The organism is Nonomuraea sp. NPDC003727 (assembly GCF_053586935.1).
In genome coordinates this window covers 13,854-33,619 of record NZ_JBSFNE010000010.1, presented here as the reverse complement: position 1 = coordinate 33,619, position 19,766 = coordinate 13,854, and the positions used below count along the sequence as shown (strand labels likewise).

Annotated in this window: 20 protein-coding genes; 14 read left to right on the top strand and 6 right to left on the bottom strand. The window is 72.1% G+C overall.

Features of this window, described 5'->3' with window-relative positions; all coding sequences use genetic code 11:
- Positions 1–141: 141 nt before the first annotated feature.
- Both ACWDLG_RS25210 and ACWDLG_RS25205 read left to right on the top strand, forming a co-directional pair.
- Positions 142–1,041, top strand: coding sequence for a carbamate kinase (locus tag ACWDLG_RS25210; protein WP_449924013.1), 900 nt, complete (start codon positions 142–144; stop codon positions 1,039–1,041).
- Positions 1,042–2,133, top strand: coding sequence for a barbiturase (locus tag ACWDLG_RS25205; RefSeq protein ID WP_354907471.1), 1,092 nt, complete (start codon positions 1,042–1,044; stop codon positions 2,131–2,133). It abuts the gene before it with no gap.
- A 59-nt stretch (positions 2,134–2,192) separates the two neighbouring features.
- Here ACWDLG_RS25205 and ACWDLG_RS25200 read toward each other — a convergent pair whose 3' ends face one another.
- Both ACWDLG_RS25200 and ACWDLG_RS25195 read right to left on the bottom strand, forming a co-directional pair.
- Complete coding sequence (locus ACWDLG_RS25200) at positions 2,193–2,627, bottom strand: RpiB/LacA/LacB family sugar-phosphate isomerase (RefSeq protein ID WP_449924010.1); 435 nt, start codon at positions 2,625–2,627, stop codon at positions 2,193–2,195.
- Positions 2,628–2,630: 3 nt separating this feature from the next.
- Positions 2,631–3,494 carry an NAD(+)/NADH kinase gene (locus tag ACWDLG_RS25195; protein WP_354907469.1) on the bottom strand — a complete coding sequence of 288 codons (864 nt, stop codon included), beginning with the start codon at positions 3,492–3,494 and terminating at the stop codon, positions 2,631–2,633.
- A gap of 76 nt (positions 3,495–3,570) precedes the next feature.
- Here ACWDLG_RS25195 and ACWDLG_RS25190 point away from each other — a divergent pair, with 76 nt between their 5' ends.
- The 8 genes from ACWDLG_RS25190 (at position 3,571) to ACWDLG_RS25155 (ending at position 9,351) form a co-directional block, all read left to right on the top strand.
- The gene (locus ACWDLG_RS25190; RefSeq protein WP_449924006.1) at positions 3,571–4,116 is read left to right on the top strand and encodes an SseB family protein; all 546 of its coding nucleotides are present in this window, start codon (positions 3,571–3,573) and stop codon (positions 4,114–4,116) included.
- Between the two features lie 173 nt (positions 4,117–4,289).
- The gene (locus ACWDLG_RS25185; RefSeq protein WP_449924003.1) at positions 4,290–4,922 is read left to right on the top strand and encodes a prepilin peptidase; all 633 of its coding nucleotides are present in this window, start codon (positions 4,290–4,292) and stop codon (positions 4,920–4,922) included.
- A 43-nt stretch (positions 4,923–4,965) separates the two neighbouring features.
- The gene (gene aroC, locus ACWDLG_RS25180; protein ID WP_449924000.1) at positions 4,966–6,147 is read left to right on the top strand and encodes a chorismate synthase; all 1,182 of its coding nucleotides are present in this window, start codon (positions 4,966–4,968) and stop codon (positions 6,145–6,147) included.
- Positions 6,144–6,644, top strand: coding sequence for a shikimate kinase (locus ACWDLG_RS25175; RefSeq protein WP_449923997.1), 501 nt, complete (start codon positions 6,144–6,146; stop codon positions 6,642–6,644). The genes aroC and ACWDLG_RS25175 overlap by 4 nt, the downstream gene beginning before the upstream one ends.
- Positions 6,641–7,711 carry a 3-dehydroquinate synthase gene (gene aroB / locus ACWDLG_RS25170; protein WP_449923994.1) on the top strand — a complete coding sequence of 357 codons (1,071 nt, stop codon included), beginning with the start codon at positions 6,641–6,643 and terminating at the stop codon, positions 7,709–7,711. Before ACWDLG_RS25175 ends, aroB begins: the two co-directional genes overlap by 4 nt.
- Entirely contained in the window at positions 7,708–8,136 is a 429-nt protein-coding gene (gene aroQ / locus ACWDLG_RS25165; RefSeq protein ID WP_449923992.1) for a type II 3-dehydroquinate dehydratase, read from the top strand. Before aroB ends, aroQ begins: the two co-directional genes overlap by 4 nt.
- Positions 8,133–8,897: an SGNH/GDSL hydrolase family protein gene (locus ACWDLG_RS25160; protein WP_449923989.1), complete on the top strand. Its 765-nt coding sequence runs from the start codon at positions 8,133–8,135 to the stop codon at positions 8,895–8,897. The genes aroQ and ACWDLG_RS25160 overlap by 4 nt, the downstream gene beginning before the upstream one ends.
- Positions 8,898–9,051: 154 nt before the next feature.
- Positions 9,052–9,351 carry a hypothetical protein gene (locus ACWDLG_RS25155; protein WP_449923986.1) on the top strand — a complete coding sequence of 100 codons (300 nt, stop codon included), beginning with the start codon at positions 9,052–9,054 and terminating at the stop codon, positions 9,349–9,351.
- A 7-nt stretch (positions 9,352–9,358) separates the two neighbouring features.
- Here ACWDLG_RS25155 and ACWDLG_RS25150 read toward each other — a convergent pair whose 3' ends face one another.
- Entirely contained in the window at positions 9,359–10,252 is an 894-nt protein-coding gene (locus ACWDLG_RS25150; RefSeq protein WP_449924914.1) for an NADP-dependent oxidoreductase, read from the bottom strand.
- Between the two features lie 70 nt (positions 10,253–10,322).
- Between ACWDLG_RS25150 and ACWDLG_RS25145 the strand changes: the two genes are divergently transcribed.
- The 4 genes from ACWDLG_RS25145 (at position 10,323) to ACWDLG_RS25130 (ending at position 13,968) form a co-directional block, all read left to right on the top strand.
- Positions 10,323–10,928: a TetR/AcrR family transcriptional regulator gene (locus tag ACWDLG_RS25145; RefSeq protein WP_449923983.1), complete on the top strand. Its 606-nt coding sequence runs from the start codon at positions 10,323–10,325 to the stop codon at positions 10,926–10,928.
- Between the two features lie 534 nt (positions 10,929–11,462).
- Positions 11,463–12,038, top strand: a complete 576-nt coding sequence (locus ACWDLG_RS25140) for an NADPH-dependent FMN reductase (RefSeq protein WP_449923980.1) — start codon at positions 11,463–11,465, stop codon at positions 12,036–12,038.
- A gap of 24 nt (positions 12,039–12,062) precedes the next feature.
- Positions 12,063–13,043 (top strand): ATP-binding cassette domain-containing protein, encoded by a 981-nt coding sequence (locus ACWDLG_RS25135; protein ID WP_449923977.1) that lies wholly within the window; start codon positions 12,063–12,065, stop codon positions 13,041–13,043.
- Between the two features lie 79 nt (positions 13,044–13,122).
- Positions 13,123–13,968: an ABC transporter permease gene (locus tag ACWDLG_RS25130; RefSeq protein WP_354907456.1), complete on the top strand. Its 846-nt coding sequence runs from the start codon at positions 13,123–13,125 to the stop codon at positions 13,966–13,968.
- A 516-nt stretch (positions 13,969–14,484) separates the two neighbouring features.
- Here ACWDLG_RS25130 and ACWDLG_RS25125 read toward each other — a convergent pair.
- The 3 genes from ACWDLG_RS25125 to ACWDLG_RS25115 form a co-directional block, all read right to left on the bottom strand.
- Positions 14,485–15,000, bottom strand: a complete 516-nt coding sequence (locus tag ACWDLG_RS25125; protein ID WP_449923973.1) for a GNAT family N-acetyltransferase — start codon at positions 14,998–15,000, stop codon at positions 14,485–14,487.
- A gap of 422 nt (positions 15,001–15,422) precedes the next feature.
- Positions 15,423–16,064 carry a hypothetical protein gene (locus ACWDLG_RS25120; RefSeq protein ID WP_449923970.1) on the bottom strand — a complete coding sequence of 214 codons (642 nt, stop codon included), beginning with the start codon at positions 16,062–16,064 and terminating at the stop codon, positions 15,423–15,425.
- A gap of 91 nt (positions 16,065–16,155) precedes the next feature.
- The gene (locus tag ACWDLG_RS25115) at positions 16,156–19,758 is read right to left on the bottom strand and encodes an AAA family ATPase (protein WP_449923967.1); all 3,603 of its coding nucleotides are present in this window, start codon (positions 19,756–19,758) and stop codon (positions 16,156–16,158) included.
- Positions 19,759–19,766: the final 8 nt, after the last annotated feature.

Below are 19,766 nucleotides of genomic sequence, written 5' to 3'. Positions count from 1 at the left end.
TCCGTGAGGCTACCTTCGTGAGAAACGACCGTGAGGCGGCGCCTCCGGTCCTCCTGCCGGGCGCGTCCGCCATGCCACCCGCCCCATCATGGGCAAAGGTTGCCAATGAACGCCCTCCCCGGCGTGGGTAGCGTCGCGACCGTGGGTGAACGGGTACTCGTCGCGCTCGGCGGCAACGCCATGACCGGCCCGGACGGCAGCGCCGCGCCGGGCGAGCAGCGGGCCGCGGTCGAGGCGGCCATGCTCCAGGTCAGGGCGCTCATCGACGCGGGACACCAGGTGGTGCTGACCCACGGCAACGGCCCGCAGGTCGGCAACCTGCTGCTGAAGAACCAGCTGGCCGCCTCCGTCGTGCCGCCCGTGCCGCTCGACTGGTGCGGCGCCCAGACCCAGGCCACCATCGGCACGCTCATCATGAACGCGCTCGGCGGCCGCAGCGCCACCGTCGTCACCCGCACCCTGGTCGACGCGCGCGACCCCGCCTTCGAGGAGCCGGTCAAACCGATCGGGCGCTATTTCAGCGAGGCGGAGGCGCGCAGGTTCGAGAAGCTCGGCCAGAGCTGGCGGCGCTTCGAGCGCGGCTGGCGGCGCGTGGTCGCCTCGCCCGAGCCGCTGGAGATCCTCGACGCGGGCGCCGCGATCGCGCTGATCGCCGCGGGGTTCACCGTCGTGGCCGCCGGCGGCGGGGGAGTGCCCGTCGTGCGGCAGGCCGACGGGCGGCTGACCGGCGTGGAGGCCGTCGTCGACAAGGATCTGGCGGCCGCGCTGCTGGCGCGTGCCGTACAGGCCGAGGTGCTGATCATCGCGACCGACGTGCCGAACGCCGTCGTCGGGTACGGCGGGCCTGACCCGCGGCCCGTCGGCCGGATCTCCGCCGGCGAGCTGCGTGTCCTGCACGCCGCCGGGCACTTCGCCGGAGGGAGCATGGGACCGAAGGTGGAGGCGGCCCTGCGTTTCGTCGCAGGCGGGGGCAGGCAGGCCGTGATCACCTCCTTGGAGCACATCGCGAACGCCGATGTCGGTACGAGAGTGGAGAGATAGATGCCGGAACCGATCGAAGTGCGCAAGGTCGCCATCGAGAGCGTGACCGACGCCTCAGGGCTGGAGAAGCTCATCGACGACGGGGTCATCGAGGCGCACAGGGTGCTCGCGGTGATCGGCAAGACCGAGGGCAACGGCGGCGTGAACGACTACACCCGCATCCTGGCCGACACGGCCTTCCGCGAGGTGCTGGCCAGGAAGGGGCATCCCGCGCCCGAGAGCGTGCCGCTGGTCTGGTCGGGCGGCACCGACGGGGTGCTGAGCCCGCACGCCACCATCTTCGCCACCACCGCGAACGCGCCCGCCACCGACGAGCCCAGGGTGTCGGTCGGCGTCGCGATGAGCGAGGTCATCCTGCCGGAGGACATCGGCCGCCCGGCCATGGTGGAGAAGGTCGCCGCGGGCGTGCGCGAGGCCATGAAGGTGGCCGGCATCGACGACCCGCGCGACGTCCACTACGTCCAGACCAAGACGCCGCTGCTCACGCTGGCCACCATCACCGACGCCAAGAACCGCGGCAAGGACACCGCCATCGAGGAGACGGGGCCGTCCATGGACCTGTCGAACTCCACCACCGCGCTCGGCATCGCCGTCGCGCTCGGCGAGATCGAGATGCCCGGCGCCGACCAGATCCACCGCGACCTTTCGCTCTACAGCAGCGTCGCCTCCTGCTCCAGCGGCGTCGAGCTGGACCGGGCGCAGATCGTCGTCGTCGGCAACGTGCGCGGGATCGGCGGCCGCTACCGCATCGGGCACAGCGTCATGAAGGACGCCCTCGACGCCGACGGCATCTGGGCGGCCATCCGCGACTCCGGCATCCCGCTGCCCGAGCGGCCGCACCCCTCCGACCTGGGCGGCCGTCTCGTCAACGTGTTCATGAAGTGCGAGGCCGACCCGTCGGGCCGGGTGCGCGGGCGGCGCAACATCATGCTCGACGACTCCGACGTGCACTGGCACCGCCAGATCAAGGCCACGGTCGGCGGCGTCGCCGCCTCGGTCACCGGCGATCCGGCGGTGTTCGTCTCCGTCGCCGCCGTCCACCAGGGACCCTCGGGCGGCGGCCCGGTCGCCGCGATCGCCGACCTGTCCTGACCCCGTACGGCGCGGCGGCCGACGCCCTCCACCACCGGCAGGGCGCGGTGGCCGCGCCGCTATCGCGCCTCGAGGTGCTCGACGTTGGCCCTGTCGGCGGGATCGGCGCTGGGCTCGCCCGCGAACCACGCGTCGAGGATCTCCGCCAGCAGCGGCTCGGAGACCGCGCGCAGGCTCAGCGCCAGCACGTTGGCGTCGTTCCACCTGCGCGCGCCGTCGGCGGTGTAGGCGTCGGCGCACAGCGCAGCCCGCACCCCGCGCACCTTGTTGGCCGCGATCGAGGCGCCGGTGCCCGTCCAGCAGCACACCACCGCCTGGTCGGCCCTTCCCTCGGCCACGTCGCGCGCCGCCGCCTCGCTGGCCCACGCCCAGTCGTCACGCTCGGCGGGGTCGAGCGCCCCGTGGGCGATCACCTCGTGGCCCCGCTCGCGCAGCTCCCGCACCAGCTTCGCGGCCACTCCGTCGAGGCTGTCGGCCGCCACCGCGATCCGCATGGCTCAGTCCACTTCCGCGCTGCCGTTGACCCGGAGCTTACGGCGGGCGCGCTCGTAGAAGGTCGTCGTGCCCAGCCGTACCACCCGGGCGGCGCCCGAGACGGCGGTCGCGGTCACGCGGTCGCCGGGGGACAGCCGGCCCATCACCATGCCGTCGACCTCCACGGCCAGCGTGCCGCTGGAGGGCAGCAGCTCCAGGGTGACCCGCTCGTTGGCCGACAGCATCACCGCCCTGTTGAACGTCGAGTGCGCCGCGGCGGGCACCACGAGGAACCCTTCGACCAGCGGCGAGACGATCGGCCCTCCCGCCGAGAAGCTGTAGGCGGTCGAGCCGGTCGAGGTGGCGAGGATGACCGCGTCGGCCGCGTAGCGCACGAACGGGTGCCCCTGCACGGCGACGGCGACCGCGGCGATCCCGTCGCCAGGCACCCGCACCAGCGCGATGTCGTTGAAGGCGGTGACCTCGTGCCCGTCGGTCAGCGTCGTCCGCACCGCCATGCGCGGCTCCACCGTGTAGCGGTGCTCGTCGATGGCCGACAGCGCCTCGGGCAGCTCGTCGACGTCGATCTCGGCGAGGAAGCCGAGCTTGCCGAGGTTCACGCCGAGGACGGGCGTCTCCAGGCCCGCGATCAGCCGCATCGTGCGCAGCATCGTGCCGTCGCCGCCCAGGCTGACCAGCAGGTCGGCGCGCTTGCACAGCTCCTCGGGTTCGACCGCGATCGCGCTGCAGTGGATGCGGTCCACCTCGTCGGGCAGGCCGAGCACCGTGACGCCCCTGGAGACCGCCCACGAGATGATCGTCTGGATCGCCGTCTCGGAGTCACGCCTGGGGTGCAGGACCAGGCCAACCGTTCCGATCATGCCCATGTGCTTCACTGTACGCGGCGCCGCCCGGTGACCGTCCACCGCGACCACACGTGATGCGCCGGTAGTCTGGTCGTTTGTGCCGAGCATTCCGCAACCCCTGGTGCCCAGCGACGACGGCGGCGCCGACGCCTCCGTCGCCGCCGCGCTGACCGCCTTCTCCTCCGGCACGGCCGACGCCACCGCCGTCCTGTCGGCCCTCAGCGGCACCAGGCTGCTGGTGCCCGTCGTGGCGCTGCTGACCTCGTCCGAGGTCGGCGAGCACGGGCTCAAGCAGGAGAAGGAGAGCGAGATGGCGCTCCCCAAGCTGATCGGCAAGGACGGCAGGGAGGCGGTGCTCGCCTTCACCGGCGTCGAGGCGCTCACCAGGTGGCGGCCCGACGCGCGGCCCATCCAGGCCACGACGCCGCAGGTCTGCCAGGCGGCCGTCCACGAGGGGGCGGCGGCCGTGGTGGTCGACGTGGCGGGGCCGGTGCCGTTCGTCATCGAGGGCGGCGTGCTGGAGGCGATGGCCGCGGTCGAGTCCGGCAGGCTCGACGACGTGGGCCCGTCGGTGACGGTGGCCCGCTTCGCCCCCGCGCCCGCTCCCAGGCGCCGCCGCTTTCCCTGGTCCCGCCGGTCCTGACCGGACGCGCGGGGACAGCAGGGGTGACCGCGGCCGGCGTTCCGCGCGACGGCCGTGACCGCGGGCGTCCGCGACGGGCGAGTCCAACGCCATCGTGACAGCGGGGGGCGTTCCGCGCGACGGCCGTGACGGAAGGACCTGACAGCCGCCGCCGCACCCGCGAGGATGAGCGGGTGGTGGTCTGGGCGGCGGTGGCCGGCTTCGTCGTGGGGTACGTCGTGCGCGCGCTGGCCGAGGGCTTCGAGGCCGACCCCGTGGACACCCGCGCCGAGGCGCGGCGGGTGCTGCGCGGCCTGCGCCGCCGGCCGTCCCTGCGGTTCCCGACCGTCGAACTGGCCACGGCGGCGGTGTTCGCGCTGCTCACCTGGCGGATGCCGGCGGCGTACCTGCCCGCGCTGCTCTACGCGGCAGCGGCGGGTGTCCTGCTCGCCGTGATCGACTGGCGCACCCAGCGGCTGCCCGACCTGATCACCCTGCCGTCCTACCCGATCCTCGCCCTCCTCCTGCTGCCCACCGGGCGGCTCCCCGAGGCGCTGCTCGGCGGCCTCGCCCTGCTGGTCCTGTACGGCGTGCTGTGGTTCGTCCGGCCCACCGCCATGGGCCTCGGCGACGTGAAGCTGGCCGGCCTCATCGGCATGGCCGCCGGCGCGGTGGGCTGGAACGCCTGGGTCGCCGCGGCGCTCGCGGGCCAGTTGCTGGGCGCGCTCTACGCCCTCACCCTCCTTGTCACGAAAAAGGCGGATAAGTCGACCGAATTTCCATTCGGGCCCTTCATGATCGTCGGGGCGCTCTGTCTCGCCTGGTGAGCCATGGCGATCCCACCGCTCCGTACATGGAAGACTTGTCAGCATGTTGCGCTGGTTGACCGCCGGAGAGTCCCACGGCCCCGAACTCGTCGCCATCCTCGAAGGCCTGCCCGCGGGCGTGGAGGTGACCACGGCCGCCATCGACGAGGCGCTGCGCCGGCGCCGTCTCGGCTACGGCCGCGGTGCGCGGATGAAGTTCGAGGAGGACAAGGTCTCCATCGTCGGCGGCCTGCGCCACGGTCGCACGCTCGGCAGCCCCGTCGCCGTCCGCGTCGGCAACACCGAGTGGCCCAAGTGGGAGAAGGTCATGGCGGCCGACCCCGTCGACCCCGCCGAGCTGGAGGGCCTGGCCCGCAACGCGCCCCGCTCGCGCCCCAGGCCCGGCCACGCCGACCTGGCCGGCATGCAGAAGTACGGCTTCGACGACGCCCGCCCGGTGCTCGACAGGGCCAGCGCCCGCGAGACCGCGGCCAGGGTGGCGCTCGGCGAGGTCGCCAGGCGCTTCCTCAAGCAGGCGCTCGGCGTCGAGATCCTCAGCCACGTGGTCTCGATCGGCGCCGCCCAGTCGCCAGGCAACATCTTCCCGGTCCCCGGCGACCTCGAGGCCATCGACGGCGACCCGGTGCGCTGCATCGACCCCGAGGGCAGCGCCGCCATGGTCGCCGAGATCGACAAGGCGCACAAGGACGGCGACACCCTAGGCGGCGTCGTCGAGGTCCTCGCCTACGGCCTGCCGCCGGGCCTCGGCAGCTACACCCACTGGGACCGCCGCCTCGACTCCCGCCTGGCCGCCGCGCTCATGGGCATCCAGGCCATCAAGGGCGTGGCGGTCGGCGACGGCTTCGAGACCGCCAGGCGTCCCGGCTCGCAGGCCCACGACGAGATCGAGTACACCACCGACGACGGCGTCAGGCGCATCACCAACCGGGCCGGCGGCGTCGAGGGCGGCATGACCAACGGCGAGGTGCTGCGGGTCAGCGCCGCGATGAAGCCGATCTCCACCGTCCCGAGGGCGCTGGCCACCATCGACGTCAAGACCGGCGAGGCGGCCAAGGCCCACCACGAACGCTCCGACGTGTGCGCGGTGCCCGCCGCGGGCATCGTGGCCGAGGCCATGGTGGCGCTGGTGCTGGCCGACGCGGCCCTGGAGAAGTTCGGCGGCGACTCCGTCGAGGAAGTCGCCCGCAACCTGTCCGGCTACCTCTCATCCATGGTGATCAAATGACCAAGGCCGTGCTGATCGGCCCTCCCGGGTCGGGCAAGACGACGGTCGGCCGCCTGCTGGCGGAGCGGCTCGGCGTCGCCTTCCGTGACACCGACGCCGACGTCGAGTCGGTCGCGGGCAAGCCCGTCAGCGACATCTTCATCGAGGACGGCGAGGCGCGCTTCCGCGAGCTCGAGCACGAGGCCGTCCGCACGGCCCTGGCCGAGCACGACGGCGTCCTCGCCCTCGGCGGCGGCGCGATCCTGCACGAAGGCACCCAGGCGTTGCTCGACGGGCACACCGTCGTCTACCTCCAGGTGGGGCTCGCCGACGCGGTCCAGCGGGTCGGCCTCGGCTCGGCCCGTCCGCTGCTGGTGCTCAACCCGCGCAGCCAGCTGAAGAAGCTGATGGACGAGCGCCGTCCTGTCTACGAACGGCTCGCCGTGCTCACCGTGGCCACCGACAAGCGCGATCCGGGCGACCTGGTCGAGGAGATCGTGAAGGGGCTGCCCGCATGAGCGCCACGCGCATCACCGTGCGCGGCGACAGCCCCTACGACGTCGTCGTCGGCACCGGCGTGCTGGGCGAGCTGCCCGGCCTGCTCGGCGAGGGCGTGCGCACCGTCGCCGTCGTCCACCCCGCCACGCTGCCCGAGATCTCCCGTCCCGTGTGCGGGGCCCTGGAGGCGGCCGGCTACGACGTGGTCGCGCTGCCCGTCCCCGACGGCGAGTCGGCCAAGACCGTCGAGGTCGCCGCCCAGCTGTGGTCGGCTTTCGGCCGCTACGGCATCAGCCGCTCCGACGCCGTCGTCGGCGTGGGCGGCGGCGCCACCACCGACCTGGCGGGCTTCGTCGCCGGCACCTGGCTGCGCGGCGTCAAGGTCGTCATGGTCCCCACCACGCTCCTGGCCATGGTCGACGCCGCCGTCGGCGGCAAGAACGGCATCGACACCCCCGAGGGCAAGAACCTGGTCGGCACCTTCCTGCCGCCGGCCGGCGTGCTGTGCGACCTGGCGACGCTGCCCTCGATGCCGCGCGCCGACTACGTCGCCGGCCTCGCCGAGATCATCAAGGGCGGCTTCATCGCCGACCCGACGATCCTCATGCTGGTCGAGGACGACCCCGAAGGGGCCACCAAGCCGGAGGGCGAGCACACCCGCCAGCTCATCGAGCGCAAGATCCAGGTCAAGGCCGACGTCGTCGGCGCCGACCTGCGCGAGGCAGGCCTGCGCGAGATCCTCAACTACGGCCACACCCTCGCCCACGCCATCGAGCGTGCCGAGCACTACCAGATCCGCCACGGCGAGGCCGTCGCGATCGGCATGGTCTACGCCGCCGAGCTGTCCCGCCTGGCGGGCCGCGCCGACCTGGTGGAGCGCACCCGCTCCATCCTCACCTCGGTGGGCCTGCCCACCGCCTACCGCAAGGACGCCTGGCCCGAGCTGCGCGACCACATGCGGCTCGACAAGAAGAACCGCGGCGCCAAGCAGCGCTTCGTCGTCCTCGACGGCCTGGCCAGGCCCGGCCGGCTCGAGGACCCGCCGGAGGAGCTGCTGGAGGCCGCCTACCGCGAGGTGGCTCGATGATCTACGTGCTCAACGGCCCCAACCTGTCGCGCCTCGGCACCCGCGAGCCCGACGTCTACGGCGCCGCCACCTTCGAGGACCTGCGCGCGCTGTGCGTCGCGACCGGACGCGAGCTCGGCCTCCACGTCGAGGTGCGGCAGACCGACGACGAGGCCGAGCTGATCGGCTGGATCCACGAGGCGGCCGACGGCAAGATCCCCGTCGTCCTCAACCCCGCTGCCTTCACCCACTACTCCTACGCCCTGCGCGACGCCATCGCCCAGCGCACCGCGCCGCTGATCGAGGTGCACATCTCCAACCCCGCCGCGCGTGAGGAGTTCCGCCACACCTCGGTCGTGGCGGCCGTCGCCACCGGCACCATCGCCGGCTTCGGGCTCCAGTCCTACGTGCTGGCCCTGCGGGCCATCGCGGACCTGGTGCGATGACCCGCTACCGCTCCTTCGTCGCGCTGGGCGACAGCTTCACCGAGGGGCTGAACGACCCCGGCGCGAACGGCCGCTTCCGCGGCTGGGCCGACCGGGTCGCCGAACGGCTGGCACAACTCGAGCCCGACTTCCACTACGCGAACCTCGCCGTGCGGGGCAAGCTCCTCGACCAGATCGTCGCCGAGCAGGTCCCGGCGGCCGTCGCGATGCGGCCCGACCTGGTCAGCTTCTGCGCGGGCGGCAACGACCTGCTCCGGCCCGGCAGCGACCCCGACAGGATGGCCAAGAAGCTCGCCGGCGCCGTCGCCGAGCTGCGCGCGACGGGCGCCGAGGTGCTGTTGTTCACCGGCGTCGACCCGCGCGACACGCCGCTCATGCGGCGCATGCGCGGCAAGTTCGCCGTCTTCTACCTGCACGTGCGCTCCATCGCCGACCGGTACGGCTGCCGCGTCGTCGACCAGTGGTCCCTGCAGTCGATCCGCGACTGGCGGGCGTGGAGCGACGACCGGCTCCACATGAACGAGGAGGGCCACCGCCTGGTCGCCGCCAGGGTGCTCGACGTGCTCGAGGTACCGTGCGACGACTCCTGGCTCAGGCAGTGGCCGGCCCGCACCGTCGACCCCAGGGTCAAGCGGCGGGAGGACGCCCGCTGGGTGCGGGAGTTCCTGGTGCCGTGGATGAGCCGGCGCCTGCGCGGCACCTCCTCGGGCGACGGCCTCGACCCCAAGCGCCCCACCCTGGAGCGGTGGAAGCTCCCCTAGTGCCGTTGTCGGTGTGGTGGGTCCCGCCGACGGGGCGGATATATCAGACTTGAGCGATGGCGGAACGGGTCCAGGTTCGGCAGATCGATGACGACGAGGGTCGTCGGCTGCTGCGGATGGTGCGGCGGGCACGGGGTCGGGGTGACCACGCTACGTGCGGATCGCGATCGTCTGCGACGACTACTCCCCGCATCTGACCATCAAGCGATGCCGCCGGGTGGCGGACTGGGCCGAGGCCGACAACGTCGAGATCGCCTACACCCCGACCGACTCCTCGTGGCTCAACCGCATCCAGGCGCAGTTCACCGCCTTGCGCTACTTCGCGCTGGACGGGACCGGCCATGCCAGCCATAAGGAGCAGGGCAGCATGATCCGCCGCCACATCACCTGGCGGAACCGGCATGCAGACCACGTCTGCCTCCGTCAGATCGTCACCAGGGCGAACGTCGCCTGAGGCGGCACTAGACGAGGATGACGCGGCGGCCGCGTGTGTGGCCGGCGCGGCTGTCGATGTGCGCCTTTGCGGCTTCGGCCAACGTGTAGGTCTTGTCGACCGGGATGTGGAGCTTCCCCCGCGCGATGAGCGCGGTGGCCTCGGCGAGTGCTTCCGGCACGCTTCCGGCCTCGCCGGAGAACCGGACGCCGAACTGCGGCGCGCTGAGGTCGGCGATGGAGACGACCTTCCGCGGGTCCCGGGCCAGCTCCACGAGTTCGGGAATCACGCCGGAGCCGGCCAGATCGAGGGCTGCGTCGACGGGACCGAGCCGGCGCACTCTGTCGACCCAGCCGGGGCCGTATGTCGTGGCGAGGGCACCGAGGTTGCGCAGATAGTCCTGGTTCGCCGCACCGGCCGTGCCGATCACCGTGATGCCACGGTCGCGGGCGATCTGCAGCACCGCGGACCCGACTCCGCCGGAGGCGCCACTGACAAGGAGCGTCTGCCCGGGCTGGACGCCGACCTGGCCGATGATGCGCAGCGCGGTCTCGACCACGGAGGGATACCCGGCCGCCTCCGCGAAGGACAGGCCGTCGGGCATCCGAGCCCAGGCCGAGAGCACGGCGAACTCGGCGTAGGTGTCAGCGCCTTCGCCGAACACGCGGTCGCCGATGTCGAACCCTTCGACGCCCTCCCCGATCTCGTCGACCACTCCTGAGGCGTCCAGTCCGACTCCGGCGGGCAGCCGGATCGGATGGGCCTTCAGGATCTGGCCTTCACGGATTCTCCAGTCGACGGGGTTCACGCCTGCTGCCCGCACCGCTATGCGTACCTGGCCGGGGCCCGCGTGGGGTTCCTCAGCCTCAATGATGTGCAGGACGTCCGGACCGCCGAACTCGGTGAAGTTCACTTTCTTCATGCGGCAGACCGTAGCACTAACGGTTAGCTTTTTGAAACGGTTGTGTTTTCGCATCTGGTAGTGTTACCGCATGACCGAGCAGCCAGGACGCCGCGAGCGAAAGAAGGCCGCGACCCGCCAGAAGATCGCCGACACCGCCCTGCGCCTGTTTGCCGAGCGCGGCTACGACGCGGTGGGCATCCGCGAGGTGGCCGCCGCGGCCGACGTGGCCGTGACCACGCTCTTCTCCCACTTCAGCTCGAAGGAAGCCCTGGTCTTCGAGCAGGACGAGGAATTCGAGCAGCGTCTCGTGCGGGCGGTCACCGACCGTCGGCCGCACGAGGCGCTCATCCCCGCCCTGCGCCGCGAGATCCACGCCATGGTGCAGCACTGCACGGCGGAGGGCGCCGCCCCGCTGTGGCGCATGATCGAGGAATCACCGGCGCTGCGGCAGTACGAGGAGTCGATGAGACAGCGCCACGCCCGGTCGCTGGCGACGGCCATCGCCGCCGACCTGGACTTGCCGCAGACCACGCCGACCTGCAGCGCGATCGCACGCTTCGTGGTCGACGCCTTCTCGGTCGCCCGCGAAACGGACGACCCGCGAACCGCGGTGGACGAGATCTTCCGCATGATCGAGGCGGCGTGGGCGGTCGCTGGTGCCACTCCACCTACGCGGGAGAGCGTTGCGGTGTGAGGAGCGGGGGATGGAGAACGCGCCAGCCGGGAACGGATCCCGACCGGCGCGTCGCAAGCTACCGGGCAATCGGTGCCTGATAAGGCACTAGCTCGCGACCGGCGGCAACGCACCTCCTACCGCCGCGCTCGTACCGCCTCACCCCGCGCCCGATGCGCCCGGCTGGCAACCCGGATCCGACAGACCCCGCATACCCCGCCGGCCTCGCGCGCTCGCGTGCGTCGCATGCCTCCCTCGCCCTGCCGTCGCCCCGATCACCCGGCGCCCCGGTCGGCCTGCTCCGTCGGGTCGGCCGTCGCCCGTGCCCTGGTTCGCCCGCTCCAACGGTTCGGCCGTCGCCGCGCCCCGGCCCCTGTTGGCCTGCTCCAACGGTTCGGCCGTCGCCCGTGCCCTGGTTCACCCCCTCCAGCGGGTCGGCCATCGCCGCGCCCCGGCCCGCCCTGCTCCGCGGGATGACCCGCGGCCTGGCCAGGCGGCTCCGCTAGATCCCATCTAGCGACGATCTAGCGCCTCCTTCCTGAAGGGAGGTGCGGGATGAAGGCGACGGACCCGCTACGGCTGGCAGTGATCATCGGCAGCACACGCGAGGGCAGAGTCGGTGACGGCATCGGCCGCTGGTTCGCCGCCCGCGCCGCGCTCCGCGACGACCTCGAGGTCTCGCTCCTCGACCTGGCCGGCTACGCCTTCCCCTCAGCCTTCCCCGCCGTGCCGACCCCCGCCATGCGGGCCTTCTCGGCCGCGGTGGCTGCGGCGGAGGCGTTCGCCGTGGTCACGCCCGAGTACAACCGCAGCTTCCCCGCCTCGCTCAAGCAGGCGATCGACTTCGCCTACGACGAGTGGCAGGCCAAACCGGTCGGGTTCGTCTCCTACGGCTCGGGGTCCTGCGGGCTGTACGCCATGGAGCAGCTCCGGACCGTCTTCATCGGCCTGCACGCCGTCACCGTGCGTGACGGCGTGGGGATCGACCTGCTCGGCGACGGCGTGGACGACCGCGGCAGGCCGTACGGCAGCGACGCACGCGAGCAGGCCGTCGCCACCTTGCTCGACCAGCTCCTGTGGTGGGGGCTCGCGTTGCGCGAGGCCCGCGCCATCCGGCCCTTCGCCTCCTGAACTCCCGACAGAAAGCGACACATCATGACACAGCTAGCCATCGAAACCTCCGGTCTGGTCAAGACCTTCGGCGACAACCGCGCCGTCGACGGTCTCGACCTGGCCGTGCCCGCGGGCATCGTGTACGGCGTGCTCGGCCCCAACGGAGCCGGCAAGACCACCGCCGTTCGCATGCTCGCCACGCTGCTGCGTCCCGACGGCGGCCAGGCCAGGGTCTTCGGCCACGACGTCAGGCGCGAGGCCGACGCCGTCCGCGCCAGGGTGAGCCTGACCGGCCAGTACGCCTCCGTCGACGAGGACCTCACCGGCATGGAGAACCTCGTCCTGCTCGCCCGGCTGCTCGGCCACCGCAAGCCCGCCGCCGGCGACCGGGCGCGCGAGCTGCTGGAGGCGTTCGGCCTCACCGAGGCCGCCGACCGCCTGGTCAAGAACTACTCGGGCGGCATGCGCCGCAGGCTCGACATCGCCGCCAGCATCCTCAACACTCCCGACCTGCTCTTCCTCGACGAGCCCACGACCGGGCTCGACCCGCGCAGCCGCAACCAGGTCTGGGACATCATCCGCGTCGTCGTCGCCCACGGCACCACGGTGCTGCTGACCACCCAGTACCTCGAGGAGGCCGACAGGCTCGCCGGCCGCATCGCGGTGATCGACCACGGCAAGGTCATCGCCGAGGGCACCCCCGGCCGGCTGAAGTCCTCCGTCGGCGCAGGCGCGATCCACGTACGGCTGCGCGACGCCGCCCAGCGCGCCGAGGCCGAGCGGCTGCTGTCGGCGGCGCTCGCCACGCACGTCTATCGCGAGGCCGACCCCGTGGCGCTGACCGCGCGGGTCGCCGGCGACGACAGCGAGCGTGCGGCCGCCGAGCAGGCCTCGCTGGCGCTGGGCGAGCTGGCGCGCGCCGGCATCGTCGTCGACGACTTCTCCCTCGGCCAGCCCAGCCTGGACGAGGTCTTCCTCGCCCTCACCGACCGCCCCGCCACCGAGAAGGAGACCGCCGCGTGACCACCGACACCCCCTGTCACCGGCAAGGGGACTGCGGCGTGACCACCGACACCTCCATCACCGACAAGGAGATCGCAGCGTGACCACCGACACCTCCACCAGCACCACCTACGTCCCCGTGGCCGAGACGCTCAGGGCCGTGCTCGCCCCGGCCGCCCGCCCCGACCGGCCGAGCGCGCTGTCGGCGTCGATGACGTTCGGCTGGCGGTCGCTGCTGAAGATCAAGCACGTGCCCGAGCAGCTCTTCGACGTCACCGCGTTCCCGATCATGATGACGTTGATGTTCACGTTCCTGTTCGGTGGCGCGCTCGCCGGCTCGCCAGGGGAGTACCTGCAGTTCCTGCTGCCCGGCATCATGGTGCAGAGCGTGGTGATGATCACGATGTACACCGGCGTCGAGGTCAACAAGGACATCGAGCGAGGCGTTTTCGACCGCTTCAGAACTCTGCCCATGTGGCGGCCCGCCCCCATGGTCGGCTACCTCATGGGCGACATGCTCCGCTACGTACTGGCCTCGACCGTCATCCTCGTCGTCGGCCTGATCCTCGGGTTCCGGCCGGATGGCGGCGTGGCCGGCACCGTCGCGGCGATAGCGGTGCTGGTCGGTTTCTCGTTCGCGTTCTCGTGGTTGTGGACGATGCTCGGCCTGCTCCTACGCAGCGAGAAGTCGGTGATGGGGTGGAGCATGCTGGTCCTGTTCCCGCTCACCTTCCTCAGCAACGTCTTCGTCGACCCTGCCACGATGCCGGGCTGGCTGCAGGTGTTCGTCGTCCACATCAACCCGATCAGCCACCTGGTGGCGGCGGTCCGCTCCCTGATGGACGGCTCGGCGAACGTCTCCGAGCTGGGCTGGGTGCTGGTGGCGAGCATCCTGCTCGTCGCCGTGTTCGGCACGCTCACCATGCGCCTGTACAACCGCAAGTAGCGGACCTTCCATCACGGCGCAACCCTGTCCCGCACGCGGATCGGACGGGGGAAGGCAGCGACCGCCTTCCCCCGCCCGGTCCACCCACATGCCACCGGCCGCGACAAAGGCGCCCACTGCCCTCTCGCATCCGGTCCGCTTCCGTGCCGGGTCAGCCGCCCTCCCGCATCCGGCCCACTACCGCACCCGGTCCACCGGCCCGCCTCGCGATCGGTCAGCGCGTGGTCTTCCGCGCCACTCGAGTGCTGCGTGCACGACGTGGACCCGTTGTGTCTCGTTGATCACGGCGGGGCGCTTGTCTCCGTGAGCTTGACGGCGCGCCGGCCCGAACGACACGTGCGACGGCATCGATCCCATCCGGTCTGGCGCGGCGAGGTGGACGGCAACCAACCGTCTCACAGAGCTCTCGGCCGATGATCGTGGAATGCCTGCTGCCAGGTGGCTCGGATCGCATACGCGAGGTCCATCGCGCTGATCTGGCGGGTCAGCATCAGCGACCACGCATGAGTGCCCCGCTCAACGACGGCTCGTGGGCGCGTTCGAGGATGCCGTTTCGGACGGCAGGCCGCTGCTCGGCGGATCGAGCGGGGAGCCGACCGGCGGGCTCACGTAGTGGTGAAGCAGGGCCGGCTCACCGGCCGCGTTGAGCCAGGCGGCACGGGTGCTGCCCACCCTGCGCCAACCCGACCGTTCGTAGAACCTGATGGCGGCTGTGCCCTCGGAAGAAACCTGCAGCGTGAGTGGAGCCCGGACGGCGGTGCGCACGAAGTCGAGCAGCTGGGCGGCCACGCCACGGCCGCGGGCGGTCGGGGCGACGAACAGCCGGGTGACCTCCATGTCCCTGCTGAGAGCGACATGGCCGAGCACCGCTTCCGCCTCGACCGCTATCCATGCTCTGAGCAGGCGTTCTGGCGTCAACCAGGCGCCAGGATCGGTGGGCCAGTCCACCGGGTAGCGATCTGCGGCCTGGACCTCGGAGAGGGTCTGTATGCAGGCGTCCATATCTGCGGCGGTTCGGTCGCGGATCTCCACGCGTACAAGAGTAGGAGGTCACGACCTCCCTGAAGCCCGCGCAAGTTCCCGTGAGATCGGACAGCGCCGACCGCCGCCGGTGCCCGGCCCGTAACTGCCTGCACCGTTCGCGATGAAGCTCGCCGCCGTCTTCCCCGCCGGTCCGCCGCGTGGGTGGACCGTTCGTGATGAAGCCGGCTACCCGTCTTTCCTGCTGGTCGGCGGCGTGGGTGGACCGTTCGTGATGAAGCCGGCTACCCGTCTTTCCTGCTGGTCGGCGGCGTGGGTGGACCGTTCCTGATGAAGCTCGCCGCCGCCTTTCCCGCTGGTCGGCGTGGGTGCATCGTTCGCGATGAAGCTCGCCGCCGTCTTCCCCGCCGTTCCGCCGCGTGGGGGCAAGGCCTGACGAAGCCGCGCACGGCCGGCTGCGTGCGCGTGCCGGGTCACCCGATCCACCGTGGGGTGTACTCGACGTGGAGCTCACGCGCTCTGCCCAGCACGCCGTCCCCTATGAGCTCGGTGCAGTAATGCGCGTCCCACGGCGCCGCACTGCGATGTCCCGGGCCGTGGCGGACGAGGTCGAAGAAGAGGTCCGCGGTCCCACGGAACGCCTTCGCGCTGCCGACCATGAACAGCGTTTCGGCCTGCACACGCTGGTGGAACACATCGCGGTACTCCCGGTGACGCCGGGCGGCGGCATCGATCCCATCGTCGTCCGCCGGGTCCGGCGGGAGGACGCCCACCCTGCCGACCGCGCCTCGCCCGAGACGTGCGCGCAGCCGTTTCCAAAGGTGCGGCTTGAACCGCAGCGAATGGTGGAGCAGCACCAGGTCCAGTGGGCCCTCCCCGGTCAACGGCCCGCCCGAAGGAATCGCGCCGCCGCGGAGTGGCAGGTAGACGATCGAACGTCGCGAGCGCGCGGCCAGCAGCCACAGCATGCCGACGTACCGGGCGGCGCCCGCGTCCATGTTCATCTGCAGATAGTGGTCCTGGTCGACCAGCAGTGCGCGGGTGAGCGGATCGGCCGCGCGGACGATCCGGAACTCCGCGGCTCCCAGCCGGACGTGATGGATGCTGATCCTCATACCGGGATTCTCTGCGACCCTTGACGACCGTCGGGCGACCGCGACACCTCACAACCGCCACACCTCACAACCGCCAGGCGACCGCGACACTTCACAGCCGCCAGGGGATGTCGCCGCTCGGATCGTAACGGCAGAGGGTTCCCGTGGAGACGGCGGCGCGCAGGTGGGCGGCGAGCTCCGGATGGAGCGTGTCGAGCTTCCGCAGCACGTCGCGGATCCTGGCGCTGACGGTCTTGCGCGCCCGTTCCGCCTCGTCCCCGAGCCTGCGCGAACGCCCGCCGAGCCCCACCGCGGCCCGTAGCTCGGCCAGCAGCCCCTCGCGTTCCCTGTCGAGGTCCGCCGCCCGCGCGTCGTCGCCCATCCGCAGGGCACGCTCGGTCTCCTCGTCGAGCCTGGACAGATGGCGTCGGTAGCGAGCCTTGGCTTCCTCGTCGAGGATCGCGTCGCCGCCCATCCGGCGCGCGGCCACCACCGCCTCGCCGGCCTCAGGGGCGAGCAGCTGTACGGCGGGCAGGTCCGTGCCCGGTCGGCTCAGCAGGTGGTGGAGATCCCGAAGGCCCTTCGCGTCAGGAACGTGCACCCTGCGCCCGCCGAACGACAGGGACCACACCGACCCCTGCCTCCGGAACTCGTACCCGGAATCGGCCTGACCCGCCCTCGCGGACACCCCTGGCCCGTCCGCCGAGGGAGCCGCCGCCCGTGACGGCATTCTGGATGCCTCGTCGCCATCCGGCCCGATCGGCCGGGAAGCCTGCGGGTCGCCTGGCCGAGCCACCCGCGTCTCGGCCACCTGTGCCACCCCGGCGGCTGGGGCGGGGGCGCGCGTGTTGTGCGCCTGCCGTATGCGTTCGACCTCGGCCGGGATGTGGCGCATGCCCAGCGTGGCCGCCTCGGCTGTCACCTCGCCGAGCAGCCGCTCGGCGGTCTCCGCGTCGCCGGGGCCGGCGCGGCCGAGCAGTGCGGCGCCGAGCCGCAGGCCGGCCTCCACCGACCAGGGGCGTGCGCGCAGCAGCTCGGCCGCGCTCCGGGCGGCGGTGAAGGCGGCGATCGCCTCGTCCCAGCGCTGTTCGGCCGCCTCCACCAGGCCGTGCCACAGGGTCATGGGCCCGCTGACGTCCCAGCCGTAGAGGGAGACCGCCCACTCGCCCAGATGCGGCCGCAGGAGTCGCCTGGCCCTGGCGCACAGGTAGGGATCACGGGAGGCAGCCGCCACCTCTGCCAGGTGGCGCAGCCACAGCGGGCGGATGAACCCGTCGGCAGGCTCGTCGCCAACCTGTGGCGACGGCGTATGGGCTCGCCCGCGCCGCAGGTCGGTGAGCGTCTCCAGCATGGCCGCGTGGTGGTGATGGTGGCCGGAGCGCAGCCGTTCGAGCACGGGCGCCAGTTCCTCGAACCGGCCCTGGGCCAGCAGCAACGCCCAGCGATGGTGGTCGATCATGTAGCCGTAGTGGGTGTGACCGTGGTCGTCGCCTATCGCGACGACTTCCTCCAGCAGCGACTCGGCCTCGGCGAAGTCGCCGAAGAGGAGCTTGATGATGCTCATGTCGATCGATGTGGACAGGTCGACGTGGGCGTGCTGGCTACGTCTGCCCATCGTGACGTAGCGATCGAACTCGTCGAGGAAGCGGGGATCGCCGAGCTCCAGCAGCGCCACCCAGTGGAGGGAGGAGGTGAAGTGCTCCATGTCGGCGTCGCCGCCGCGGCGGGCGAGCTCGCGCAGCTCGGCGGTCAGCTCCACCCGCTGGCCGGCGGTGCCAGGGCCCCAGATCGTGTCGTGCAGCGCCCACAGACCGAACGTCAGCGCCTCGTCGTCGTCGCTGTTTCTCGCCAGGAAGGTGATGCGCACCGCCAGATCCTGCGCGAGCCGATCGGCCGAGCGCGGATCCACGGGGAGCGGACCGCCCGACGGCGCGGCACCGGATGGCGGCGAGGGCGGTTCCGGCCAGGACGCGTCGCCGCTCGACGGCGCGGCGGACGGCAGAAGGGGGGAGGGCAGCTCTGGAGCGGACAGATCACGGGACGGCGCATCGGCTGACGGCGGACGGGAGACGGGCCGGCCGGCAGCGGGCCCTCCTGCGGAGGGTCGGGTTGCCGAGAACCGATCCGAGGAGGGCTCGGCTGCCGAGGACAGCCCGGCGGCGGCGTCGGCGGCGACGAAAGCGGGGTCGGTGGTGGTGGGCGCGGCGGCGTCGGGCATGAGTTTGCGGTGGGCGTCGCGCAGCAGTTCCACGCTCGTGCGGAGGTCGTGGGGACCGCAGGTGCCGTGGTAGGCCAGCGCGGTGCGGGCCAGCAGGCCGGGATCGTCGAGCCGGCGGGCGGCGGTGATCGTCCGGTCGAAGACCCTCGCGGCCTCCTCCTGCTCGCCGTTGTGGTGAAGGTGGCGGCCGTACTCCAGCCCTGTCTTGATCAGCGACTCGGGCGGCCCCGCCTCGGCCCGCTCCATGGCCCTGCGCCAGTGGGTCATCGACTCGTCCCTGGCCAGGCGGTGCAGCGCCTGCCTGGCCGCGGACACCAGCAGCTCGCACGCCGCCACCGGGTCGAGGGCGTCGCCCGCGAGGTAGGCGTGGCGGGCCAGGTCGCCCGGCAGTGCCTCGTGCGCGTCGCGCAGCGCGTGGACGGTGGCGGCATGCCTGGCCCGCAGGTCCGCCTCGTCGAGCGAGTCGTAGAGCGTCTCCCTGACCAGGTCGTGGGCGAAGGCGAACATGCCGCCCCCCTGCGAGACCACCAGCCGGGCGGCGGCGGCCTGGGTGAGCAGCCGGTCGACGTGGGCGACGGGCTCGGCGGCGACGGCCGCGAGCACCCGCCGGTGGAACGCCCGCCCGAGCACCGCCGCGTCGGTCAGCAACCTGACCACGGTGGCGGGTAGCAACGACAGGCGGCGCCACAGCGTGTCGCGCACGCCCGGCGGGATCGCCGTCACCGAGCCGTTGGTGCGCCACAGCCGGGCGGTCTGCTCGACGAAGAACGGATTGCCGCCCGTGCGCAGGTGGATCTCCTCCACCACGTCGGCGCCGGGCGCGCTGCCGATCGTGCGGGCGACGAGCGCGGCCACCTGCGCCCGGTCGAGGCCGGTGAGCGTGATCACCGTGGCGCGTGACGACAGCGAGCTCAGCTGCGGCCGCAGTGGGTGCTCACCCTGCTCGACCTCGACGTCGCGATAGGTGCCGACCAGCAGGAGCCGTTCGAACCAGGTGTGCTGCGCGGCGAACTCCAGCAGCCGCAACGACGCCCCGTCGGCCCAGTGGAGATCGTCGAGCACGACCACGACGGGACGCGTCTGCGACACCGCGACCAGCGCGGTGGTCACCGCGTCGTAGACCCGGAACGCGTCGCCGCCCTCGCTCGCGCCGCCGTCGCTCGCGCCGCCGTCGCCGAGCAGCGCCGCCAGGCTCCCGTCCGCCGCCTCCTCGACGACGGGCCATTCCGTGGTACGGCGCAGCCCGCGGATGACCTGCACCCACGGCCAGTAGCCGGGCGCGGCCTCGGAGTCCCAGCAGGAACCGCTCAGCACCAGCGCGCCATCATGCCTGGCGCGCTCGGCCGCGCTGGTCACCAGCGTGGTCTTGCCGATGCCCGCCTCGCCCGTCACCAGCACGAGCCCGCCGTGGCTGGCGGTCGTCCTGCTGATCTCGGCACGCAGCAACGCGGCAGGGTGCTCCCTGCCGATGAGTGCCTGGGCGTCGTGCGTTCGCATGGTGTTCA

What these genes read in the sequence shown, in the direction of transcription:
- ACWDLG_RS25205 (WP_354907471.1), top strand. Translation starts at nt 1,042, where the DNA reads ATGCCGGAACCGATCGAAGTGCGCAAGGTCGCCATCGAGAGCGTGACC.
- ACWDLG_RS25200 (WP_449924010.1), bottom strand. Translation starts at nt 2,627, where the DNA reads ATGCGGATCGCGGTGGCGGCCGACAGCCTCGACGGAGTGGCCGCGAAG.
- ACWDLG_RS25195 (WP_354907469.1), bottom strand. Translation starts at nt 3,494, where the DNA reads ATGGGCATGATCGGAACGGTTGGCCTGGTCCTGCACCCCAGGCGTGAC.
- aroC (WP_449924000.1), top strand. Translation starts at nt 4,966, where the DNA reads ATGTTGCGCTGGTTGACCGCCGGAGAGTCCCACGGCCCCGAACTCGTC.
- ACWDLG_RS25175 (WP_449923997.1), top strand. Translation starts at nt 6,144, where the DNA reads ATGACCAAGGCCGTGCTGATCGGCCCTCCCGGGTCGGGCAAGACGACG.
- aroB (WP_449923994.1), top strand. Translation starts at nt 6,641, where the DNA reads ATGAGCGCCACGCGCATCACCGTGCGCGGCGACAGCCCCTACGACGTC.
- aroQ (WP_449923992.1), top strand. Translation starts at nt 7,708, where the DNA reads ATGATCTACGTGCTCAACGGCCCCAACCTGTCGCGCCTCGGCACCCGC.
- ACWDLG_RS25160 (WP_449923989.1), top strand. Translation starts at nt 8,133, where the DNA reads ATGACCCGCTACCGCTCCTTCGTCGCGCTGGGCGACAGCTTCACCGAG.
- ACWDLG_RS25150 (WP_449924914.1), bottom strand. Translation starts at nt 10,252, where the DNA reads ATGAAGAAAGTGAACTTCACCGAGTTCGGCGGTCCGGACGTCCTGCAC.
- ACWDLG_RS25145 (WP_449923983.1), top strand. Translation starts at nt 10,323, where the DNA reads ATGACCGAGCAGCCAGGACGCCGCGAGCGAAAGAAGGCCGCGACCCGC.
- ACWDLG_RS25140 (WP_449923980.1), top strand. Translation starts at nt 11,463, where the DNA reads ATGAAGGCGACGGACCCGCTACGGCTGGCAGTGATCATCGGCAGCACA.
- ACWDLG_RS25135 (WP_449923977.1), top strand. Translation starts at nt 12,063, where the DNA reads ATGACACAGCTAGCCATCGAAACCTCCGGTCTGGTCAAGACCTTCGGC.
- ACWDLG_RS25120 (WP_449923970.1), bottom strand. Translation starts at nt 16,064, where the DNA reads ATGAGGATCAGCATCCATCACGTCCGGCTGGGAGCCGCGGAGTTCCGG.
- ACWDLG_RS25115 (WP_449923967.1), bottom strand. Translation starts at nt 19,758, where the DNA reads ATGCGAACGCACGACGCCCAGGCACTCATCGGCAGGGAGCACCCTGCC.